Genomic DNA, 18849 nt, shown 5'->3' on the forward strand with positions numbered 1-18849 from the left:
ATTACTCTAACGCTTGGTATACGGGCGTACCGGTTGTTCCGTTAGGGAACGAAATACCAAGCAATGCCGCTATGGTCGGCGCAATATCATCTATTTCGGTTCGCTCAACCGTACTACCTTTTTTTACGCCTTTGCCATACAATAGAAAGGGTACATGGGTATCATAAATCTGTGGCGACCCATGAGTAGAACCTGTTTTTGAATAACTAATAGTAGCCGGTTTCAATACCACCAAAATATCTCCTGATCTTTTTTGGTTATACCCATTTTGCAAAATATATGGTATACCTTGGGTATAATTATTCTGCCACATTTGATAGGCGGTATAGGTACGGTCAATACCGTCATAACTCAATAATTCTTTGGCCAAGGTTTCCTGTACTTCCTGAAGGTTCAGTTCTAAATTCTTGATAACCTCATGGTTCAGAAAAAACTGATAGTTAGAAAAGCTTTTGATCAAGTCTTTGGTGCCATAAGTAAACTCGATAAACTTATCGAAGTCTTTTCGTATATCCTTCCATTCTACATATCCTGCAGGTATCTTTTGGTCAATCAAGTAAGCTGGCACCTCGATAGCAGCATGATCGGCACTTAGAAATACCGTATAATCTTCTTTACCTACTCTTTTGTCAAGCTCTTTGAACAATCGCGCTAAATCTTCATCTAGCCGTAAGTATGTATCTTGAATTTCTTTGGAGTTTACTCCGAACATATGCCCGACATAGTCGGTACTTGAGAAACTTACAGCTAGAAAATCAGTAACATTATCAGCTCCTAAGCTTTCTTTTTCCAAAGCCTCAATAGCAAAATCGGTGGTAATGGTATTACCGTAAGGGGTAGATTTTAAGAGGTTATAGCCCCCATTTTTGTCCCACAACTTAGGAAGATCGTGAGGAAAGACGGGTGTAGTTTCACCATCAAAAAGACCTTCATAGGCATTGTTATCGGTTCCGCTCTCAGCGTACTCACCGATTTTTTTCAAGGTCTCCCAAGGCTTTTTATATTTCTCCAAGTAATTTGAAGAGTTTAAATCGTCGACCCATTTTGGTAACGAATTCATGTAATAACTACTGGTAATCCATTTACCGGCATCAAACCAATAGGCGGCATTGGCCGTATGCCCCCCGGGAAGCACTGCGCCCCTATCTTTTAATGCCACGGCAATCGTCTTGCCACGCATTTGTGTGTGAAGCCTTAATTCGTCTGTAATGGTAGTCACGTTCATGCGATGAGGAGACATCTTGCCGGCATCTGAATCAGTGCCAACCGATGTTTGGGTGGTATCTGAAGCGCAATAGACTGAACTGTCGCTCTCTTTGTCATACCAATTATTACCGATGATACCATGCATCGCAGGCGTGGTACCTGTATATACCGAGGTGTGCCCTGGGCCTGTGCTCGTAGGAGCATAATTATAATGGTGGTTCTTGCTGTTGAATCCCTTTTGCACAAATCTTTTAAAACCGTCTTCACCGTAGTGGTTCCAGAATCGGGTTATATAATCGTAGCGCATCTGATCGACTATGATGCCCACAACCAGTTTTGGAGTTGTCTTTGGCTCTATCGACTCTTCTTTTTGCTTACGCTGGCCTTGAGCATTTAGTACTAATAAAAAGCTTAAAATGGTTAAAAAACGTGGTGTTTGGAATGTTTTGGGCATACTAAAAATTTAATAGGGGCAAAAGTAAAGAAATTACCCCTTTAAAGTTTAAATACAGGTTAAATCAATTCCTTATTGCTATTTTTACGCATAGAAACCATTTGTGTACATGAACTACGTAGCATCAATTGGCAGCTACGCCATAATGATAAAAGAGGTATTTAAAAAACCTACCAAGTGGCGTATCATGAGGTCATTGATTTTAAAAGAGATTGACGAGCTGATCTTTGGCTCTTTAGGCATTCTCATCTTTATATCATTTTTCATTGGTGGGGTCGTGGCCATTCAAACCGCGCTCAATATCACCAGTGAACTCATACCTAAAAACTTGGTCGGTTTCGCTACTCGACAATCTATTATACTTGAATTTGCCCCTACCTTTTGCTCCATAATTATGGCAGGTAAAGTGGGGTCGTACATCACATCAAGTATTGGTACTATGCGTGTGACCGAGCAGATTGATGCCCTAGAGGTCATGGGGGTAAACGCCCTAAATTATCTGGTTTTTCCGAAAATCGTTGCCCTGCTTATGTATCCTTTCATCATAGCAGTCTCTATGTTCGTAGGTATTTTAGGAGGATGGATGGCCGCAACTTTTGGGGGCCATAGTACAAGTGCCGATTTTGCTGAGGGACTCACTCTGGATTTTATGCCTTTTCACGTCACCTATGCTTTTATAAAGACTTTAGTATTTGCATTCGTTTTGGCAACCATACCCTCCTTTCATGGTTTTTACATGAAAGGTGGTGCTTTAGATGTAGGTAAGGCCAGTACCACCAGTTTTGTGTGGACGAGTATTGTCATCGTCATATTGAACGGAATTCTAACCCAACTTTTGTTAGGCTAATGATTGAAGTAGACAACATTCACAAATCGTTTGGCAACGCCCATATTCTTAAAGGAATTTCTACCACCTTTAACAAAGGGCAAACCAATCTGATCATTGGGCAAAGTGGATCGGGAAAAACCGTTTTTTTAAAATGCTTGCTTGGTTTGCATGAACCCGAACAAGGCACCATTAGTTACGATGGAAAGGCTTATGGAAAACTTACCGGTGACGAAAGACGAAACCTTCGACAAGAAATGGGAATGGTTTTTCAAGGAAGTGCGCTTTTCGACTCCATGACGGTCGAGGGTAATGTTCGGTTCCCTTTAGAAATGTTTACCAAACAATCGAAATCTGAAATGCAAGACCGTGTCGATTTTGTTTTGAAAAGAGTGAATTTGGTGGATGCCCATCATAAATTTCCTTCTGAAATATCGGGTGGTATGCAAAAGAGGGTGGCCATCGCGCGTGCCATTGTAATGAATCCCAAATATCTATTTTGCGATGAACCCAACTCCGGGCTTGATCCCAAAACAGCTATTGTTATTGACAACCTGATTCAAGAGATTACAGAAGAATACGACATTACGACCATCATTAACACTCATGATATGAACTCGGTGATGGAAATCGGCAAAAAAATCATCTTTTTAAAAGATGGTCTCAAAGCCTGGGAGGGCACCAATAAAGATATTTTTAAAACTGAAAATGAAGCTGTTACTAATTTCGTCTACTCTTCTGACCTGTTCAAAAAGGTACGTCAGATGTATTTAGAAGAACGCAATTAATTTGCGTTTCTCAGCTGAACCGTCGTATCCTTTAATCTTACTTTTAGCCACTGAAGAATTTTCTTGTTTTCTTCCGCCTTTTTAGCGGGCGACAATCCTTCTTTCCAAGTTGTTTCGAAAATCGAAAGGGTATCTACCTTATTGAAGTTTGTTTTGAACGCTCGATCATATTCAAGGGAAACTAAATTTTCGTAGCTGGCCCTCGCCTCTGCACTAATATCCATAAAAGGAATTTGTTTGGTCTCAGCTCGCCTTAACCTACCGACCTCAGCTTCCAAAAGTGCGATACGCTCATCTTTACTTGAAATCTGGTTTTTTTGAGACTCGTATAATTCGTTAATGTACCTTAGTTGATCTACCTGATCGTTTTGACCTCCCTGTATGACATGTAACTCAGTATTACGTAAACGGGGGTAATCATCGTCTTCCTTTAGCATGGTATTCCATGATGCAATGATATTTGGCGGAATGGTCTCATTACCCATGCACACGACCTCTATCATGGGGTTCTCACCTTCATTATACTCAATAGTGGTAAAATTATCCAGAAATCTTCCTCCTCCAACAAATTGATATTTCGCTATGGTTTCGTTGACAAACTCGGTAGCCTGCTTTTTAAATATAGACTCTTGAAACACCTTGTAGAAGGTCCATCCGGCTGGTACCATAACCAAAATTGCGACCACCGAAGCTATTCTGGCAATTCTTCTACGCTTGGCCGAGTTGGCATAACGAACCATCGGGAATCGAAGAAGCTTAATGGTCAAAAATGTAGCCAGTGCTATAAATATAGTGTTGATAATGAATAGGTAGAGCGCCCCAAAAGCGTAACCAAGGTTTCCGATAGCCAGACCAAAACCGACCGTACATAACGGAGGCATCAAAGCTGTGGCAATAGCCACACCGAAGATAACGCTCGCAATAGTACCTTTTTTAGCACGTGCAATGACGAGGGCCAATCCGCCAAAAAATGCAATTAAAACATCTCGAATATCCGGAGCCGTTCTAGCCAATAGCTCAGACGATTCGTCTTGTATGGGAAAAAACTTAAAAAATAGATAAGCAGTGAGTACACTTAGACCCACCATTACCCCAAAATTCTTCAATGAACGGCGTAACGTATCGATATCGTTGATAGCCAAAGACATTCCCAATCCTAAAATAGGGCCCATAAGCGGGGAAATTAACATCGCTCCGATAACGACCGCTGTCGAGTTGGCATTCAACCCAATGGAAGCTATAAAGATGGAGCAAATCAAAATCCATGACGTATGCCCCTTAAAAGGTATATCGGCGATAATTGCCTCTTTAGTAGTTTCTTGATCTGTATTGGTTCGTATGTCAAGAAGTTCTCGAAAAAACTTGCGAAGACTTTCCCAAAGACCCTTTGCATCTTTTTTGATGGCCTCGGCACTCTCCTTTGGCTCCTCTGTTGGGGTAATATTATCTTGATTCAAGTTCTGGCTCATAAACTATGCATAGGTGTCACCAAATGTATCTTTAACCTTGGCCAGTACCTTTTTAATATCTTGTTCTTTTGCTTTAGGGTATATCAACAATACTTCTTCTTTATCAACTATGATATAATCTTTAAGACCGTCGACAACAACTACTTTGCCTTTAGGCGATCTGATCATATTGCCCGAAGCCTCATCTGAAATGACCTTACTATTGACCACGGCATTTTGCGACTCATCTTTATCTAACTTATCATAAAGGGATCCCCAAGTGCCTAAATCGTTCCAATCAAACGTGGCGGGCAGCACATAAATTGATTTCGAGTTCTCTAAAATGGCATAATCAATAGAAATATTTTCTGCTTTTGGATAGTTCTCTTTGATAAACTCTTTTTCATCAACCGTGTTATAGCAAGAATTACCGGCCTCAAATAACTCAAACTGTTTCGGTTGGTAATTTTTAAAGGCGTTCACTATGGTCTTCACACTCCACATAAAAATACCTGCATTCCATAAAAAATTTCCTTGAGCCAAAAATTCCTTTGCCGTTTCGTAATCAGGTTTTTCACGAAATTGATTCACTTTTTTCAATCCTGCACCGCTATTCTTATCGAATTCTATATACCCAAAACCCGTGTTTGGAAAAGATGGTTTTATACCCAATGTACAAAGAACCTCTTCTTCTTCACACTTTTTAAAGCAAGTGGTGACATCTTCAGCAAAAGCTTCTTCGTCTTCAATCCAATGATCGCTTGGCGCCACAATCATTACCCCGTCGGGGTTCATTTTCTGAATTTTCAAAGCAGCGTATAAAATACAAGGTGCGGTATTTCGCATTGCCGGCTCTAAAACTACTTGGTCTTGCTTTACCATTGGCAACTGCTCTAAGACCAGATCATTATAACTCTCGTTTGTCAAAATAAGAATGTTCTCTGTGGGTACAAACTTGTTCAACCTCTTAAAGGTTTTCTGTATAAGCGTATCGCCGGTACCCAGCATATCATGAAACTGTTTTGGATAAGATGATGTACTTATAGGCCAAAAACGAGATCCAACACCACCGGCCATGAGTACGGCATAATAATTCTTATTCATTTTTTTAAGAGTTAAGGGCACGCGAACATAATCTATGCCCTGATTATTATTGTTATTTACAAAATTTATAGGTGCAAACACCTAAACTACACTACTAATTCAAACATTTACTAGCTCTACCTCTGCATTCGGTTGAAACAAATACATTCTACCTGTGGCCACTTCTATGCATTCATAACGTTTGACGCGTTTATTGCCTTTCTTATAAAGCTTACCATTATAAAGGCGAAACACGCTACCTAAAGGTAATTCAAAAACGTAAGATTTATCTGATTGTTGCAAATCATATTGCTGTAAAGCTATAGATAGTTTCGCATCTGTACTACTACTTGCTTTCGGATTTTTAAAATGATTTGCCAATAAGGGCAACAATTGATTGGGGAAAATCTCCGGCCGAATAAATGGTAACATCAAATATTGAAAAGTTCGTTTCCATTCCAGCCCATGGGGTTTTATCATTCTTCCATACTTCTGGAAAGCGATTAGATGTGCTATTTCATGAATCAAGGTAATCAGAAAGCGATATTTATTCAATGTAGCATTAACAGTTATTTGATGTCTGCCATCGGGCATTCTTCTATAATCGCCATGGCGGGTTACCCGCTCATTGACTATTTTAAGATGCACCCCTGTCTTTTGAATCAATTCAAAACAGGAAGCGACCGCCCTTTCCGGTAGATATTTCTTTAAAACTTGATGCACGTTCAACAAAAGTAAGAGAAGTACTTTAATTTATGGTTATCACAATTATAGCCTTGCTGAAAAATCTTTAACTTGGGGGTATGTAGCGAAATGAATCGGATTATAAGCAAATTGCCCTATGGAAAACATCAGCAGAAAAGATTTTTTAAATAAAATGGGGCTTCTAGGCGCCACGGCCGTTCTTTGGCCAAAAAATGGCATAAGTAATTCTCATAAAGAACTAGAGTTATCGGAAGGGGTACGCATCGAAGCCATAAAAAAATCTGAATCCATTTTTTCGTATATAAAAAGGGTAAATGACAAATTCGACATCACCTTGTACCGCCAAATACTCGGTGCCGCCAATGCCTTCAAAGAAGGGGATGCCAGTTTAGGTATTGCTGCAGTAGACGAAACTACGAGAGAAAGAGCCCGCCAACTACTGACCAATACCAAAATAGCAGATTTAAGAACTAAATCGGTATTTACGGATGAAATCTACGGCCTGATTGAAGCGACCACTACGAAAGCCGACATTACCTCTGATTGGGCTATGAAGGATTTAAAGGCCTTTGTTTTAAACCAACCGGAAGAGAAAATAAAGACCATCATGCCAGAACTGACAAGCGATTGTATCGGTTGCTTGGTTAAGCTGATGACCAACGAAGAGCTTATTCAGGTCGGGCAAAAGGTATTCAATCCTCTTTCGAACAGCAATATTGGCAGCAAGGGATATTTAAGTGCGAGGGTGCAGCCCAATTCACCAACCGACAATACTGAAGACATTATATGGCAAGTTTTTGACGCATGGTCTTATGCGGTAGGCGATCTTGTTTTGGGTACCAACCCTGTCAGTAGTGAGGTAGAATCGGTGGCCCAAATCGAAAAGGCCCTTTTTGAGACTCTTCAGGTATTCAAACTTGAAAATACGATACCAAATTGTGTTTTATCTCATATAGATGTGCAAGCCGAAGTTGAGAAAATACAACCCGGCACTACCGGTATTTGGTTTCAAAGCTTGGCGGGCACGGTAAGTGCCAACCATACTTTCGACTTGAGCATAGAGAAAATGCAGAATCATGTTCGAAATAGAAAAGGCGCCTATGCACTGTACGCTGAAACAGGTCAAGGTGCCGACTTTACCAATGGTCATGGTGCCGGCTTTGATATGGTTTTACATGAATCAAGAAAATATGGATTTCTAAGGGCCCTCAACCAACAATTACTAAAAGATAGACAAGATAATAGTGAGCCTTGGGTTCATGTGAACGACGTGGCCGGTTTTATAGGTCCCGAGGTGTTCAAGACCAAAGAGCAATTGGTTCGTTGCTGCCTAGAAGATACGATTATGGGCAAGCTGCACGGTCTTACCATCGGTCTAGATATCTGTTCTACACTTCATATGGATGTAAGTCTCGAAGACCTAGATTGGTGTATTGACCATATAATGCCCGCCAACCCAGCATATCTTATGGCTTTGCCCACGAAGAACGACCCAATGTTAAGCTATTTGACCACTTCTTTCAGCGACCATGTACGTATTCGTGAAAAGTTTGGTTATAAAGTGAACGATGCCATGTGGAGTTTTTTCAAAAAAATTGAAGTTATAGATAACAATGGTCAACCGACTGACCACTTCGGAGACCCCATTTGGGTTTATTATCAGTATTGTTTGGCAAAAGGTGACACACGAGACAAAGCGATAATTTATGAGGAAGGTGAGAACATTATTACAAGAATCAACGAAAGAGGTGTGCCCTTAGCAAAAGGTCATGGAAAGGAAATTTGGAATTTAGAACCTGAATTGGAAAAACAGATAAAATGGCTCTATGAGGATGCCAAGGTCAGCCTTTGGACGAACATGACAGATGATTTCGTAAAATCGATACCCGCAGCCCTACCAATTATCACCAACTCAACTGACCGAAAAGATTATGTTTACCATCCTGAATCTGGAGAAAAATTAGGTGCTCAAGCCCTCGAACGACTAAAAACGCTTCGGGATAGCTGGTCTGAGAGTCCGCCAGACATCCAATTCATTATTTCCGACGGGCTGAACGCACGAGCTTTAATGGACGATGGACATTTAATGCCTTACCTCAATCAATTAAAGGCTGAACTAAGAAACAAAGGGTATACCGTTAGCGACCAGAATATTGTCATTAAACATGGTCGCGTACGTGCCGGTTATGCATGTGGTGAAACACTCTATGGAAATTACAAAAACAAAACGGTCAATAAAGGTATCGTACACATTATTGGTGAAAGGCCAGGTTCTGGGCATCATAACTTTTCGGCGTACCTTACAGCCGCTCCCGTAGAATTTTGGTCTCAAAACGGTTACGTCGACCATAATATCACCAAGGTAGTATCAGGAATCTCGGATACCTCACTCACACCAGAAAAAGCGACACAACAAACCTTACATATTCTTGACAGGCTCTTTACTGTAATATAGAAATATTATTAAGGCGTACTATTGCTTACCTGAAGCATTTTACCATTGTAAAATCGATGTCCGGTTAACGCAAATTGCTTGATGTAACCGGCCATTTCAAGGGCCGTGGTAGGCGCCTGATACCCAGGAAAAGCCTCTTCGAGCATTTCGGTTTGAACAGCCCCCAAGGCAAGTACATTGAACGACGGACCCGTTTCCTTGAATTCTTCGGCCCACAGTTCGGTCAATGTTATCACCGCTCCCTTGCTAGAGCTATAAGCGGAAAGTCCAGGAAATTTCATGCTACCTTGAACACCTCCCATTGAACTAATGGTGACCACATGACCTGTATCGGCCATCTTCGGAAGAACTGTTTTGGTAATTTCAGCCACTCCAAAAACATTTACCCTGTACACTTCTTCAAACTCTTCCGATGTAATTTCCAAAAACGGCTTATTCAAAAGACTACCTGCATTATTGATAAGCACGTCTACTTTGCTCCATTCTCCTGTTAGGAAATCACGCAAAACCAAAAAATCATTGGCCCGAGAGAGATCAAAAGGTAAGCTCGTGATATTTTCGTGTTCCAGGCCTGAGACAGGGCCAGAGTTTCTTGATAAGGCCAAAACTTGATGGCCATCATCCGCCAATAGCTTTACCAACTCAAAACCAATACCCCTACTGGTACCGGTGACAATAATATGGGCCATTAATTATATTTTATTTCTTTAGACGGAGCATTGGTAATTCCTGTAATGACAGGAATACTTTTATTGACCACATTGGCCATATGGGCAAAATCCATTTCAGAGACCTCATCACCCACTTTATGATAATGATTGAAATTGGTAAAATCGAATGTACTGAAGGTTTGTGACGGCACGCCAAAAGCTTCATGAAACGGGTAATTGTCTGAACGCTTGAAAAGATTGAACTCTTTTGCCTTGGGAAGGAACCCGGTAAACTCTATATCTGAGTAACCATTGGCCACCTCGGCCAGGTTCGATTGCTCGTAACCTGTCAAATAGGTAAGATGCTCTTTACCCTGCAATGGCACCCCTACCATCTCATAATTCAACATGGCATAAAGTTGAAGATTTTTTTCTTTCAACCTATTCGCCAAATGTTTCGACCCCAAGAGTCCTTTTTCTTCAGCACTAAAAAGTGCAAAAATGATACTTCGCTTATTGTTTTTCTTTTGACCAAAATACCGAGCCAACTCCAAAACAACTGTAGTTCCGGTAGCATTATCGTTAGCACCGTTGGCTATGCTATCGCCATTCTCAGCTTCAATTACACCTATGTGATCGTAATGGGCACCAATAATGATAAATTCATTTTTTAGAGAAGGGTCATTACCCTCAATCCACCCTACCATATTGTACGCGGGCATGTCAAAATTGGTTAGATTGTCTCTATAGCCTTCAAAATAAGGCTGAATACCGTTGGTTTTGAATACATTTTCAATAAAATCCGCCGCCTTTTCAATTCCCTCACTACCTGTATCTCGACCTTCTAGCTCATCAGAAGCAAGAAAATTCATTATATCCCCAATTTTTCCGGCGTTGGTAAATTGACCTTGTACCCCAGCAGCGGCTTCAGCTATGCCAATATCACTCGGTTTTTGAGGTATTTGCATTAGGCTGCGATCAAACTTTACCGCATCTTCACTTTGAAGGGTCACGGATTCATCAACCTTAGTTGAACCACAGGCCATTACCAACAGGCCTATAGATAAGAGGATAGCGTTTCTCATATAATTTGTTTTGGCTACAATTTAGAAATTAAAAAAGGCATCTCGAAATAATCGAGATGCCCATATTACATAATTTTTCTGATAATCTAAGCAAGCATAGTTACCGGATTCTCAAGATAAGACCTCAAGGTGTGCAAGAACTGGGCACCAGTGGCACCATCTACTGTTCTATGGTCACAGGCCAATGTTACTTTCATTGTATTGCCTACTACAATCTGCCCTTCTTTCACCACTGGCTTTTGCACGATGGCTCCTACGGACAATATTGCGGAATTCGGCTGATTGATAATCGAGGTAAATTCTGAAATACCGAACATACCTAAGTTCGAAACGGTAAAGGTACTACCTTCCATTTCGGCAGGCGTCAACTTTTTATTACGTGCCCTACCTGCCAAATCTTTGACCGCACCACCTATTTGTGATAGGGACAACTGGTCACTAAACTTAAGTACAGGTACTACCAAACCATCTTCAACAGCTACAGCTACACCAATGTGAACATGATGGTTGTAACGCGTAGTATCGCCATTCCAAGTTGTGTTTACTTGCGGATGCTTTTTAAGCGCCATGGCACAAGCTTTAACAACCATATCGTTGAAGGATACTTTAATATCCGGCAATTCATTAATTTGTTTTCTTGAAGCCATTGCATTATCCATATCAACTTCAATAGTAAGATAATAATGCGGTGCCGAAAATTTCGATTCGGACAATCTCTTCGCAATAACCTTACGCATTTGAGAGTTTTTCACCTCTTCGGTGCCTTCCTCGCCGACAGGTAAATTGATAGGCGCGGCAGGTTTACTACTAGAAGCTGCTGTCTCGGTAGCTTTAGGTGCTTCTGACTTAGCAGCAGGGGTAAAGTTCTCAATATCTTTCTTAATGATTCTGCCGTTATCACCGGAACCTGATACTTCCGACAAATCTATCCCTTTATCGGCTGCCATCTTTTTGGCCAAAGGAGAAGCAAAAATACGTTTGCCATCATTTACCGGCTTAGCTTCTTCTTTTGTAGCCTCTTTGGCTTCCTCCTTCTTAGGCTCTTCAGACTTTTTCTCTTTCTTACCAGAAGAGGGTTTGCTATTAAGTACGGCATCAACGTCTGTTCCTTCCGGGCCTATAACGGCCAAAACTGCATCAACAGGTGAAGATTCCCCTTCTTGAATACCTATATATAAAAGTGTACCAGAGTAAAATGACTCGAATTCCATAGTGGCCTTATCGGTCTCTATTTCGGCCAAAATTTCACCTTCTTCTACCTTATCACCTACTTTTTTCAACCATGAGGCAACAGTACCTTCCTCCATGGTATCACTTAAGCGAGGCATTTTCACCACCTCAACGCCTTCCGGTATCTCTGCGGCTTCATTCGTATCATCTTCATCACTTTCAGGTTCGGAATCATCAGAATCTTCTTCTTTTGCTTCAGGCTTCTCTTCAGAACTTTTACTTCCTCCTCCATTTAATAAAGAAGAAATATCTTCACCTTCTTCACCAATGATTGCCAACAACGAGTCTACAGGGGCACCATCGCCTTCCTCGATTCCGATATGAAGCAATGTTCCTTCATAAAAAGACTCGAACTCCATTGTGGCCTTATCCGTCTCGATTTCAGCCAATATATCGCCCTCTTCAACCTTATCGCCAACACTCTTTAACCACTTGGCCACGGTACCTTCTTCCATGGTATCGCTCAATCGGGGCATGTTAATTATCTCTGCCATTTACCTAAAATTATTTATGTTGAACAAAGGGAACATCTTCCTCTTCATAGACCATGTCGTACAGCTGTTGTACTGGAGGGAAATCGGATTCGTCTGCAAATTTCTCGCATTCGGCCACCCTCTTTTTGACATCGGCATCAATTTCTTTTATCTCGTCGTCAGTTGCGTATTTATTTTCTTTGATAATATCTAGAACTTGGGTGATTGGATCTATCTTTTGATATTCCTGTACCTCTTCTTTAGTTCTATAATGCTGCGCATCAGACATCGAATGACCCCTATAGCGATAAGTTTTCATTTCTAAGAAAGTTGGCCCACCACCGGTTCGCGCTCTTTCTATCGCTTTACTGACCTCTTGGGCAACAGTCACTGGATTCATTCCGTCAACAGGGCCACAAGGCATTTCATAACCTAGACCTAATTTCCAGATTTCTGTGGAGTGAGAAGTTCTTGCCACAGAAGTACCCATAGCGTAACCGTTATTTTCACAAATGAACACTACAGGCAGCTGCCAAAGCATCGCAAGGTTCATTGCTTCATGAAAAGACCCCTGTCTAACCGCACCATCACCCATATAACATAGGGTTACATTATCTCTCCCAAAATATTTATCACCAAATGCCATGCCGGCACCTAATGGAATCTGGCCACCTACTATACCGTGACCACCATGAAAACGATGCTCTTTTGAAAATATGTGCATTGATCCACCCATACCTTTTGATGTACCGGTCACCTTGCCATACAGTTCGGCCATAACAGCCTTAGGATCGACACCCATACCAATTGGCTGAACGTGATTTCGATAAGCGGTGATCATACGGTCTTTGGTAAGGTCCATGGCGTGAAGAGAACCCGCCAAAACGGCTTCTTGGCCGTTATAAAGGTGCAAAAAACCCCTTACTTTTTGTTGAATGTATACTTGCGCCAGCTTATCCTCGAACTTGCGCCAAAACAACATATCTTCATACCATTTAAGATATACTTCTTTGGTAATTTTTTTCATTGATGCTTTTTAATTAGGATTCCGATACATCTTGGTATTCCGAAAATCTACCGGAACGACAAGAAAAACAAAAATACATATTAAATTATTAGTTGAAAAAAATTGACACAAAAGGTTACCCATAATTTACCTTGGCAAATCGCGTCGTAAAACAAGCCTAATAAAAATGTAAATAATCACCTTCAAAATAGGCGTAAAAGAGAGAAAAGAATTCAGCCCAGATAAGAACTATCAAAGCCTAAGGGCAAAATATCGGCAACAGATTCGCATTTATACACCTCGCCTCTCTCCCCCATTAAAAGGAGCTTGATAGGAGAACCCTGCTTCACTTCATATTCTTTAATCGATTGCCTGCAATTACCACAGGGCGCTACAGGCGATCCAACCTTTATTTTTTCAGAAGCAGCAGTGATGGCTATAGCCTTTATAATGGCGTTGGGGTGATTGGCACCAGCACTAAATATGGCAACCCTTTCTGCGCACAGCCCAGAAGGATAACTGGCGTTTTCCTGATTATTACCTTTGATTATCTCACCGGTATCTAAAAGAAGTGCCGCCCCCACATTGAATTGCGAGTAAGGTGCATAAGCCATGCCTCGCGCATCTACCGCCATAATCATCAGTCGACGTTCTTCTGTTGGAAGCTCTTCTAGCGAATCGAAAATCGAAAGCTCAAATTCTATTTTATGTCTGCGCATACTTAATATAGCCAGAAAAGACAAAAACCTGCTTTCGCAGGTTGTTATACAATATTACTGTAGTTTTTAGTCATTATAATACTCATCCCCTAAATTAAATGTTAGGGAAAAGCGCAATGTATTCTCGACCGGGTTGGTAATTCTTGAGGTTGAGAATAAATAAGACAAGTCGATTTGGGCCGAACGGAACTTAAAGCCGGCGCCGAGGGTAAAATACTTTCTAAAACCCTTTACATCACTTTCATTAAAATACCCGGTTCTGAACATGAATGCATCTTGGTAAACATACTCTGCACCCAAAGCCCATGTCATTTCTTTGAGCTCTTCACCAAAACCATCAGGAGCATCTCCAAAAGACTTGAACACACCACTTAAAAAACCTATATCTTGATACTCATCGTTATCGGCGGCATCTAAATCACCATCATCATCAAAATCTTGTGGTGTAGGCACTAACAACTTATTGAATTCTGTCGTTAGACCTATAACATTGTCTTGATCCAAGATGAAATCGAATCCGAGACCTAATCGCAAGTTGGCCGGTATAAAATTCTTCTGCCCATTTTCATCGTAGGCAATCTTTCCACCAAGGTTCGAAATATTAAAACCACCTCTCCATCTTCCGTCGAAACGGTTATAGGCAATTTCCCTGGATCGGTAAAAACCCGCTACGTCAACGGCAAAAGTGCTACCAGGTTTAGAATCGACATTGGCATCGGCCTGAAATTTGAGGTTCGAACGTATATAGCGCCCGCCTACTGCCATCGAGAAAGTAGGACTCAATTTTAAGGAATAAGATCCATCCAAAGCCAATTCGTTAGGCTTTACGATAGTGCCTTGATCATCGTAAGTCTGGCGCAGTTCAATTTCCCCTAAAGTGAAATATCTCAACCCTACGGCAAATGCACTTTGCTCATTGATTTTATTGAAATAACTGGCATTTAAAAGTCCGATACCAGATACTGTATTGCTCAAATAAGGCGTATAACCTAAACCAACACCCATTTGTCTTTCCGCAAAAGCAAACTTGGCCGGGTTCCATTGCTGGGCAAAGGCATCTGCAGATGTTGCTACACCCATATCACCCATACCTGCGGCCCTGGCATCAGCTGCTATATTTAAAAATGGCACAGCTGTGGTAATTACTCTATCGCTGGCCTCTTGTGCTGATAATCTTCCGGCAATTACGAGTAAAACTAGTATTGAAAATTTTTTCATTTTGAAAATAAGCTAATTTAAAGTCGGTCTTTTTTCTTTTAGGGAATACTAAAATTACGCGTGCGCGTAATCAATATTATCAATTAGATGTCGTACATGTAAACGATCAATTAAGCAATATCTTATATAGTAAGCAATTAATTTTCGGTATTTATAGGCCAGATACTAAAAACATCGACCAAACCACACTATAAATTTCAAAATGAAGCTTGACAAGTAGTCTTTAGGCCCCGTAAATTTGCAAAAGAAAAACATAAGCTATACTATATCAACAAATACGTCGTTATGCTTTTTAGAGGGCCGATGTATATTGAAAAATATATGCACCGAACGATATCAAAAATAATCTTTTAGCTATAAAATAATATGCACAAAACACCGTTTTATATGCCGAAAGTTAAGACTAAAAAATTAATCAAAATACAAATATCCACCTACACCAATCAGTAGACGGACCATTTGAACTCAAGTCCTAATTATGAAGAAACAGGTTATCAAAGTTGTACTTTCTTGTGCAGTGGTTGCAGGAAGTTTTACGGTTACCAGCTGTAAAAATTCCGGATCTTCCAAAAACGTGTCGCGAGCCACAGGTTGGAAAATAAACGCAAAAGAAGGAGGTTTCCAATATAACACCGATTTTAAGGAGCAAGAAACTGCTCCTGGTCTTGTATTTATAGAAGGAGGAACCTTTACAAAAGGTAAGGTGCAAGACGATGTTATGCACGACTGGAACAACACGCCAACCTCTCAGCACGTTCAGTCTTTTTATATGGATGAAACGGAGGTTACCAACGTAATGTACCTTGAGTATCTTGATTATTTAAAGAGTGTTTATCCTCCGGAAAATCCGCAGTACGCAAATATTTACACCGGGGCTTTACCCGATACTTTGGTTTGGAGAAACCGACTTGGTTTCAATGAGACCATGACCAACAACTACTTAAGACACCCTGCCTATGCGGAGTATCCTGTAGTTGGTGTCAATTGGATCCAGGCTACGCAATTTGCCGAGTGGAGAACCGACCGAGTAAACGAAATCATGCTTGAGCGTGAAGGATATTTAGCAGAAGACGCCAAATACAAGGCTGCAACAGGAGAAACAGCCGGAACTTTTAGCACCGAGGCTTATCTGAACAGACCTGAGTCTGTTTATAATGGCCAAATCGATTCTCTTCAAGGTAAAATGAAGAAAGATAGTGTTAATGCATATGCCAAAAGAAGTAGCGGTATCATCATGCCAGAATACCGACTACCTACCGAAACTGAATGGGAATATGCTGCCCAGGCCAACCAAGGTAATAGAGAATACAACAACTACAGGGGTAGAAAGAAATACCCTTGGGATGGTGATTACACCAGAAACGGGCAAAGAGTCGGTAGAGGTGATCAATTGGCCAACTTTAAGCAAGGTAAAGGTGATTACGGCGGTATAGCAGGCTGGTCAGATGACGGAGCCGATATCACTGCACAAGTAATGTCTTACAAACCTAACGATTTGGGTCTTTATGACATGGCCGGTAACGTTGCCGAGTGGGTTGCCGATGTTTATCGCCCAATTGTTGATGACGAAATTAGCGACTTCAACTACTACCGTGGTAATATCTATATGAAAACCGCTATAGGTGAAGATGGAAAAGTTAACGTGTTACGTGATTCTATCGTATACGACACATTACCTAATGGAAAAGTAGTTGCCGTAAATCTACCAGGTGAGATAGCAATGGTTCCCGTTGGTGAAGAAGAAACGTATTTAAGAACCAATTTCTCTACCAGCGACAACAGAGGTTATCGTGACGGAGATCCAGGATCATCTAGGTTCTTCGATAGGTTCAGCGACGAAGAAGAGGAAGAAGACACCAAGAAGATGTACAATTCTCCAAAGCACAAAGTTGAGCGCGATTCAGCTGGCCAGCTTATTCGTCAGTACGACAAATCAAACAACAGAACTACCTTAATAAATGATGAAGTTAGGGTTTACAAAGGAGGATCTTGGAGAGATAGGGCTTATTGGCTAGATCCTGCCCAAAGAAGATACTTGCCACAATACATGGCTACCGATTATATAGGTTTCCGATGTGCGATGTCTAGAGTAGGTTCTAAATCAAAAACAAAGAACAAAACACCTAGAGGAAAAAAGGTGAGATAATATCAAAATATTGAATTCAGAGAGAGTCCCGAGTAATTTTTTACCGGGACTTTTTTTATACTTTTATCTTCATGAATATTGAACAACTGCACCAGCATTTTCTAGAGAACACCATAGTTTCTACCGACACGAGAAAAATTTCAGAAGGCTGTATTTTCTTTGCCCTGAAGGGTGATAATTTTAATGGTAATGCCTATGCCGAAGAAGCCTTAAAAAAAGGAGCGAGACTTGCCGTAGTAGACGAATCTGAGTATGCCACAACAGAAAAACACATTCTCGTAAACGATGTTCTCAAGACCTTGCAGGAGCTTGCTCGATATCATAGAAACCATTGTACTGCAAAGGTTATATCCTTAACCGGATCCAATGGTAAAACTACTACCAAAGAGCTCATCAATGCTGTTCTTTCAAAAAAGTACAAGACTATTGCTACCAATGGCAATCTTAACAATCATATCGGGGTTCCTTTGACATTGTTAAGAATTACCGATGAGACTGAGATAGCCGTAGTTGAAATGGGAGCCAACCATCAAGAAGAAATAGCCTTTCTCTGTTCTATAGCCGAGCCCGATTTCGGATACATTACAAATTTTGGCAAAGCACACCTCGAAGGTTTTGGAAGCGTAGAAGGCATCATTAAAGGAAAAAGCGAACTCTATGATTTTCTAATAGCTAACGAAAAATCAATTTTTCTAAATGCAGATGACCCCATTCAAATTGAAAAGTTAGGTAGTTATATTAAGAAATATGGTTTTAGTCAACATAATTCTGAGTTCTATCCTATCACTTTTTTAAATGCCGACCCTTTTGTAAGCTTCAGATTTGACGATACAGAAGTTTCGAGCCGGTTAATCGGAAAGTACAATTTCACTAATTGTGCCGCTGCTACCATAATTGGCAAATTCTTTAATATACCTACCAGCAGCATACAAGAGGCTATCGCAGAATACACCCCAAAGAACAATCGATCACAAATACTAGAAAAGGGTGGACATAAAATTGTTTTAGACGCCTATAATGCAAACCCTACCAGCATGCAAGCGGCCTTGGAAAATTTTGAACAGATGCCCGCTGCGAACAAAGTACTTTTTCTTGGAGACATGTTCGAGCTTGGGGAAACGGCAGGTAAAGAGCATCAGAACATAGCCGATTTAGCCGCTAAGATGAACTTTAATCAAACCTATCTAATAGGTAAGAATTTTGGCAAAACGAAGACTTCCCTGACCAAGTATTCCTCTTTCGACTCTCTATCGGAAGATTGGAAGAATATTTCTTTAGAAAAAAACAGTTTAATTTTGATTAAAGGTTCTAGAGGTATGGCTCTTGAGCGCATTTTAAACCTTTTTTAGAAAAGATA

Annotated in this window: 15 protein-coding genes; 5 read left to right on the forward strand and 10 right to left on the reverse strand. The window is 40.8% G+C overall.

Going from position 1 to position 18849, the window contains the following annotated elements:
- Position 1: 1 nt before the first annotated feature.
- Positions 2–1660 (reverse strand): alkaline phosphatase PafA, encoded by a 1659-nt coding sequence (pafA, locus tag IL356_RS19360; protein ID WP_121847857.1) that lies wholly within the window; start codon positions 1658–1660, stop codon positions 2–4.
- Between the two features lie 109 nt (positions 1661–1769).
- Here pafA and IL356_RS19365 point away from each other — a divergent pair, with 109 nt between their 5' ends.
- Positions 1770–2507, forward strand: coding sequence for an MlaE family ABC transporter permease (locus IL356_RS19365; RefSeq protein WP_121847856.1), 738 nt, complete (start codon positions 1770–1772; stop codon positions 2505–2507).
- A complete protein-coding gene (locus tag IL356_RS19370; protein ID WP_121847855.1) occupies positions 2507–3274 on the forward strand; it encodes an ABC transporter ATP-binding protein in 768 nt (255 codons plus the stop codon). Before IL356_RS19365 ends, IL356_RS19370 begins: the two co-directional genes overlap by 1 nt.
- On the opposite strand, the gene IL356_RS19375 is transcribed toward IL356_RS19370, so the two are convergent.
- The 3 genes from IL356_RS19375 to IL356_RS19385 form a co-directional block, all read right to left on the reverse strand.
- Positions 3271–4743 (reverse strand): DUF389 domain-containing protein, encoded by a 1473-nt coding sequence (locus IL356_RS19375; protein WP_121847854.1) that lies wholly within the window; start codon positions 4741–4743, stop codon positions 3271–3273. The two genes, IL356_RS19370 and IL356_RS19375, sit on opposite strands and share 4 nt — an antisense overlap.
- Positions 4744–4746: 3 nt before the next feature.
- Positions 4747–5826 (reverse strand): mannose-1-phosphate guanylyltransferase, encoded by a 1080-nt coding sequence (locus IL356_RS19380; protein ID WP_121850607.1) that lies wholly within the window; start codon positions 5824–5826, stop codon positions 4747–4749.
- Positions 5827–5925: 99 nt separating this feature from the next.
- Complete coding sequence (locus tag IL356_RS19385) at positions 5926–6528, reverse strand: SprT-like domain-containing protein (RefSeq protein WP_121847853.1); 603 nt, start codon at positions 6526–6528, stop codon at positions 5926–5928.
- Positions 6529–6646: 118 nt separating this feature from the next.
- Between IL356_RS19385 and eutB the strand changes: the two genes are divergently transcribed.
- Positions 6647–8965, forward strand: a complete 2319-nt coding sequence (eutB, locus tag IL356_RS19390; protein WP_121847852.1) for an ethanolamine ammonia-lyase subunit EutB — start codon at positions 6647–6649, stop codon at positions 8963–8965.
- Between the two features lie 8 nt (positions 8966–8973).
- Here the strand turns inward: eutB and IL356_RS19395 are convergent, their stop codons facing one another.
- The 6 genes from IL356_RS19395 to porV all read right to left on the reverse strand — a co-directional run bounded on the left by IL356_RS19395 (position 8974) and on the right by porV (position 15346).
- On the reverse strand, positions 8974–9654 hold the full coding sequence (locus IL356_RS19395) for an SDR family NAD(P)-dependent oxidoreductase (RefSeq protein ID WP_121847851.1): 681 nt from the start codon (positions 9652–9654) through the stop codon (positions 8974–8976).
- Positions 9654–10700 carry a M28 family metallopeptidase gene (locus IL356_RS19400; protein ID WP_121847850.1) on the reverse strand — a complete coding sequence of 349 codons (1047 nt, stop codon included), beginning with the start codon at positions 10698–10700 and terminating at the stop codon, positions 9654–9656. The genes IL356_RS19395 and IL356_RS19400 overlap by 1 nt, the downstream gene beginning before the upstream one ends.
- Positions 10701–10786: 86 nt before the next feature.
- A complete protein-coding gene (locus tag IL356_RS19405) occupies positions 10787–12424 on the reverse strand; it encodes a pyruvate dehydrogenase complex dihydrolipoamide acetyltransferase (protein ID WP_121847849.1) in 1638 nt (545 codons plus the stop codon).
- 10 nt (positions 12425–12434) lie between these two features.
- On the reverse strand, positions 12435–13430 hold the full coding sequence (gene pdhA, locus IL356_RS19410) for a pyruvate dehydrogenase (acetyl-transferring) E1 component subunit alpha (protein ID WP_121847848.1): 996 nt from the start codon (positions 13428–13430) through the stop codon (positions 12435–12437).
- Between the two features lie 212 nt (positions 13431–13642).
- Complete coding sequence (locus tag IL356_RS19415) at positions 13643–14128, reverse strand: cytidine deaminase (protein WP_121847847.1); 486 nt, start codon at positions 14126–14128, stop codon at positions 13643–13645.
- 66 nt (positions 14129–14194) lie between these two features.
- The gene (gene porV / locus IL356_RS19420) at positions 14195–15346 is read right to left on the reverse strand and encodes a type IX secretion system outer membrane channel protein PorV (protein ID WP_121847846.1); all 1152 of its coding nucleotides are present in this window, start codon (positions 15344–15346) and stop codon (positions 14195–14197) included.
- Positions 15347–15824: 478 nt separating this feature from the next.
- On the opposite strand from porV, the gene gldJ reads away from it, so the two are divergent.
- A complete protein-coding gene (gldJ, locus tag IL356_RS19425) occupies positions 15825–17492 on the forward strand; it encodes a gliding motility lipoprotein GldJ (protein WP_121847845.1) in 1668 nt (555 codons plus the stop codon).
- A gap of 71 nt (positions 17493–17563) precedes the next feature.
- Positions 17564–18841 (forward strand): UDP-N-acetylmuramoyl-tripeptide--D-alanyl-D-alanine ligase, encoded by a 1278-nt coding sequence (locus IL356_RS19430; RefSeq protein ID WP_121847844.1) that lies wholly within the window; start codon positions 17564–17566, stop codon positions 18839–18841.
- Positions 18842–18849: the final 8 nt, after the last annotated feature.

It is taken from the genome of Euzebyella marina, from assembly GCF_014855515.1.
Taxonomy (GTDB): Bacteria; Bacteroidota; Bacteroidia; order Flavobacteriales; family Flavobacteriaceae; genus Euzebyella; species Euzebyella marina.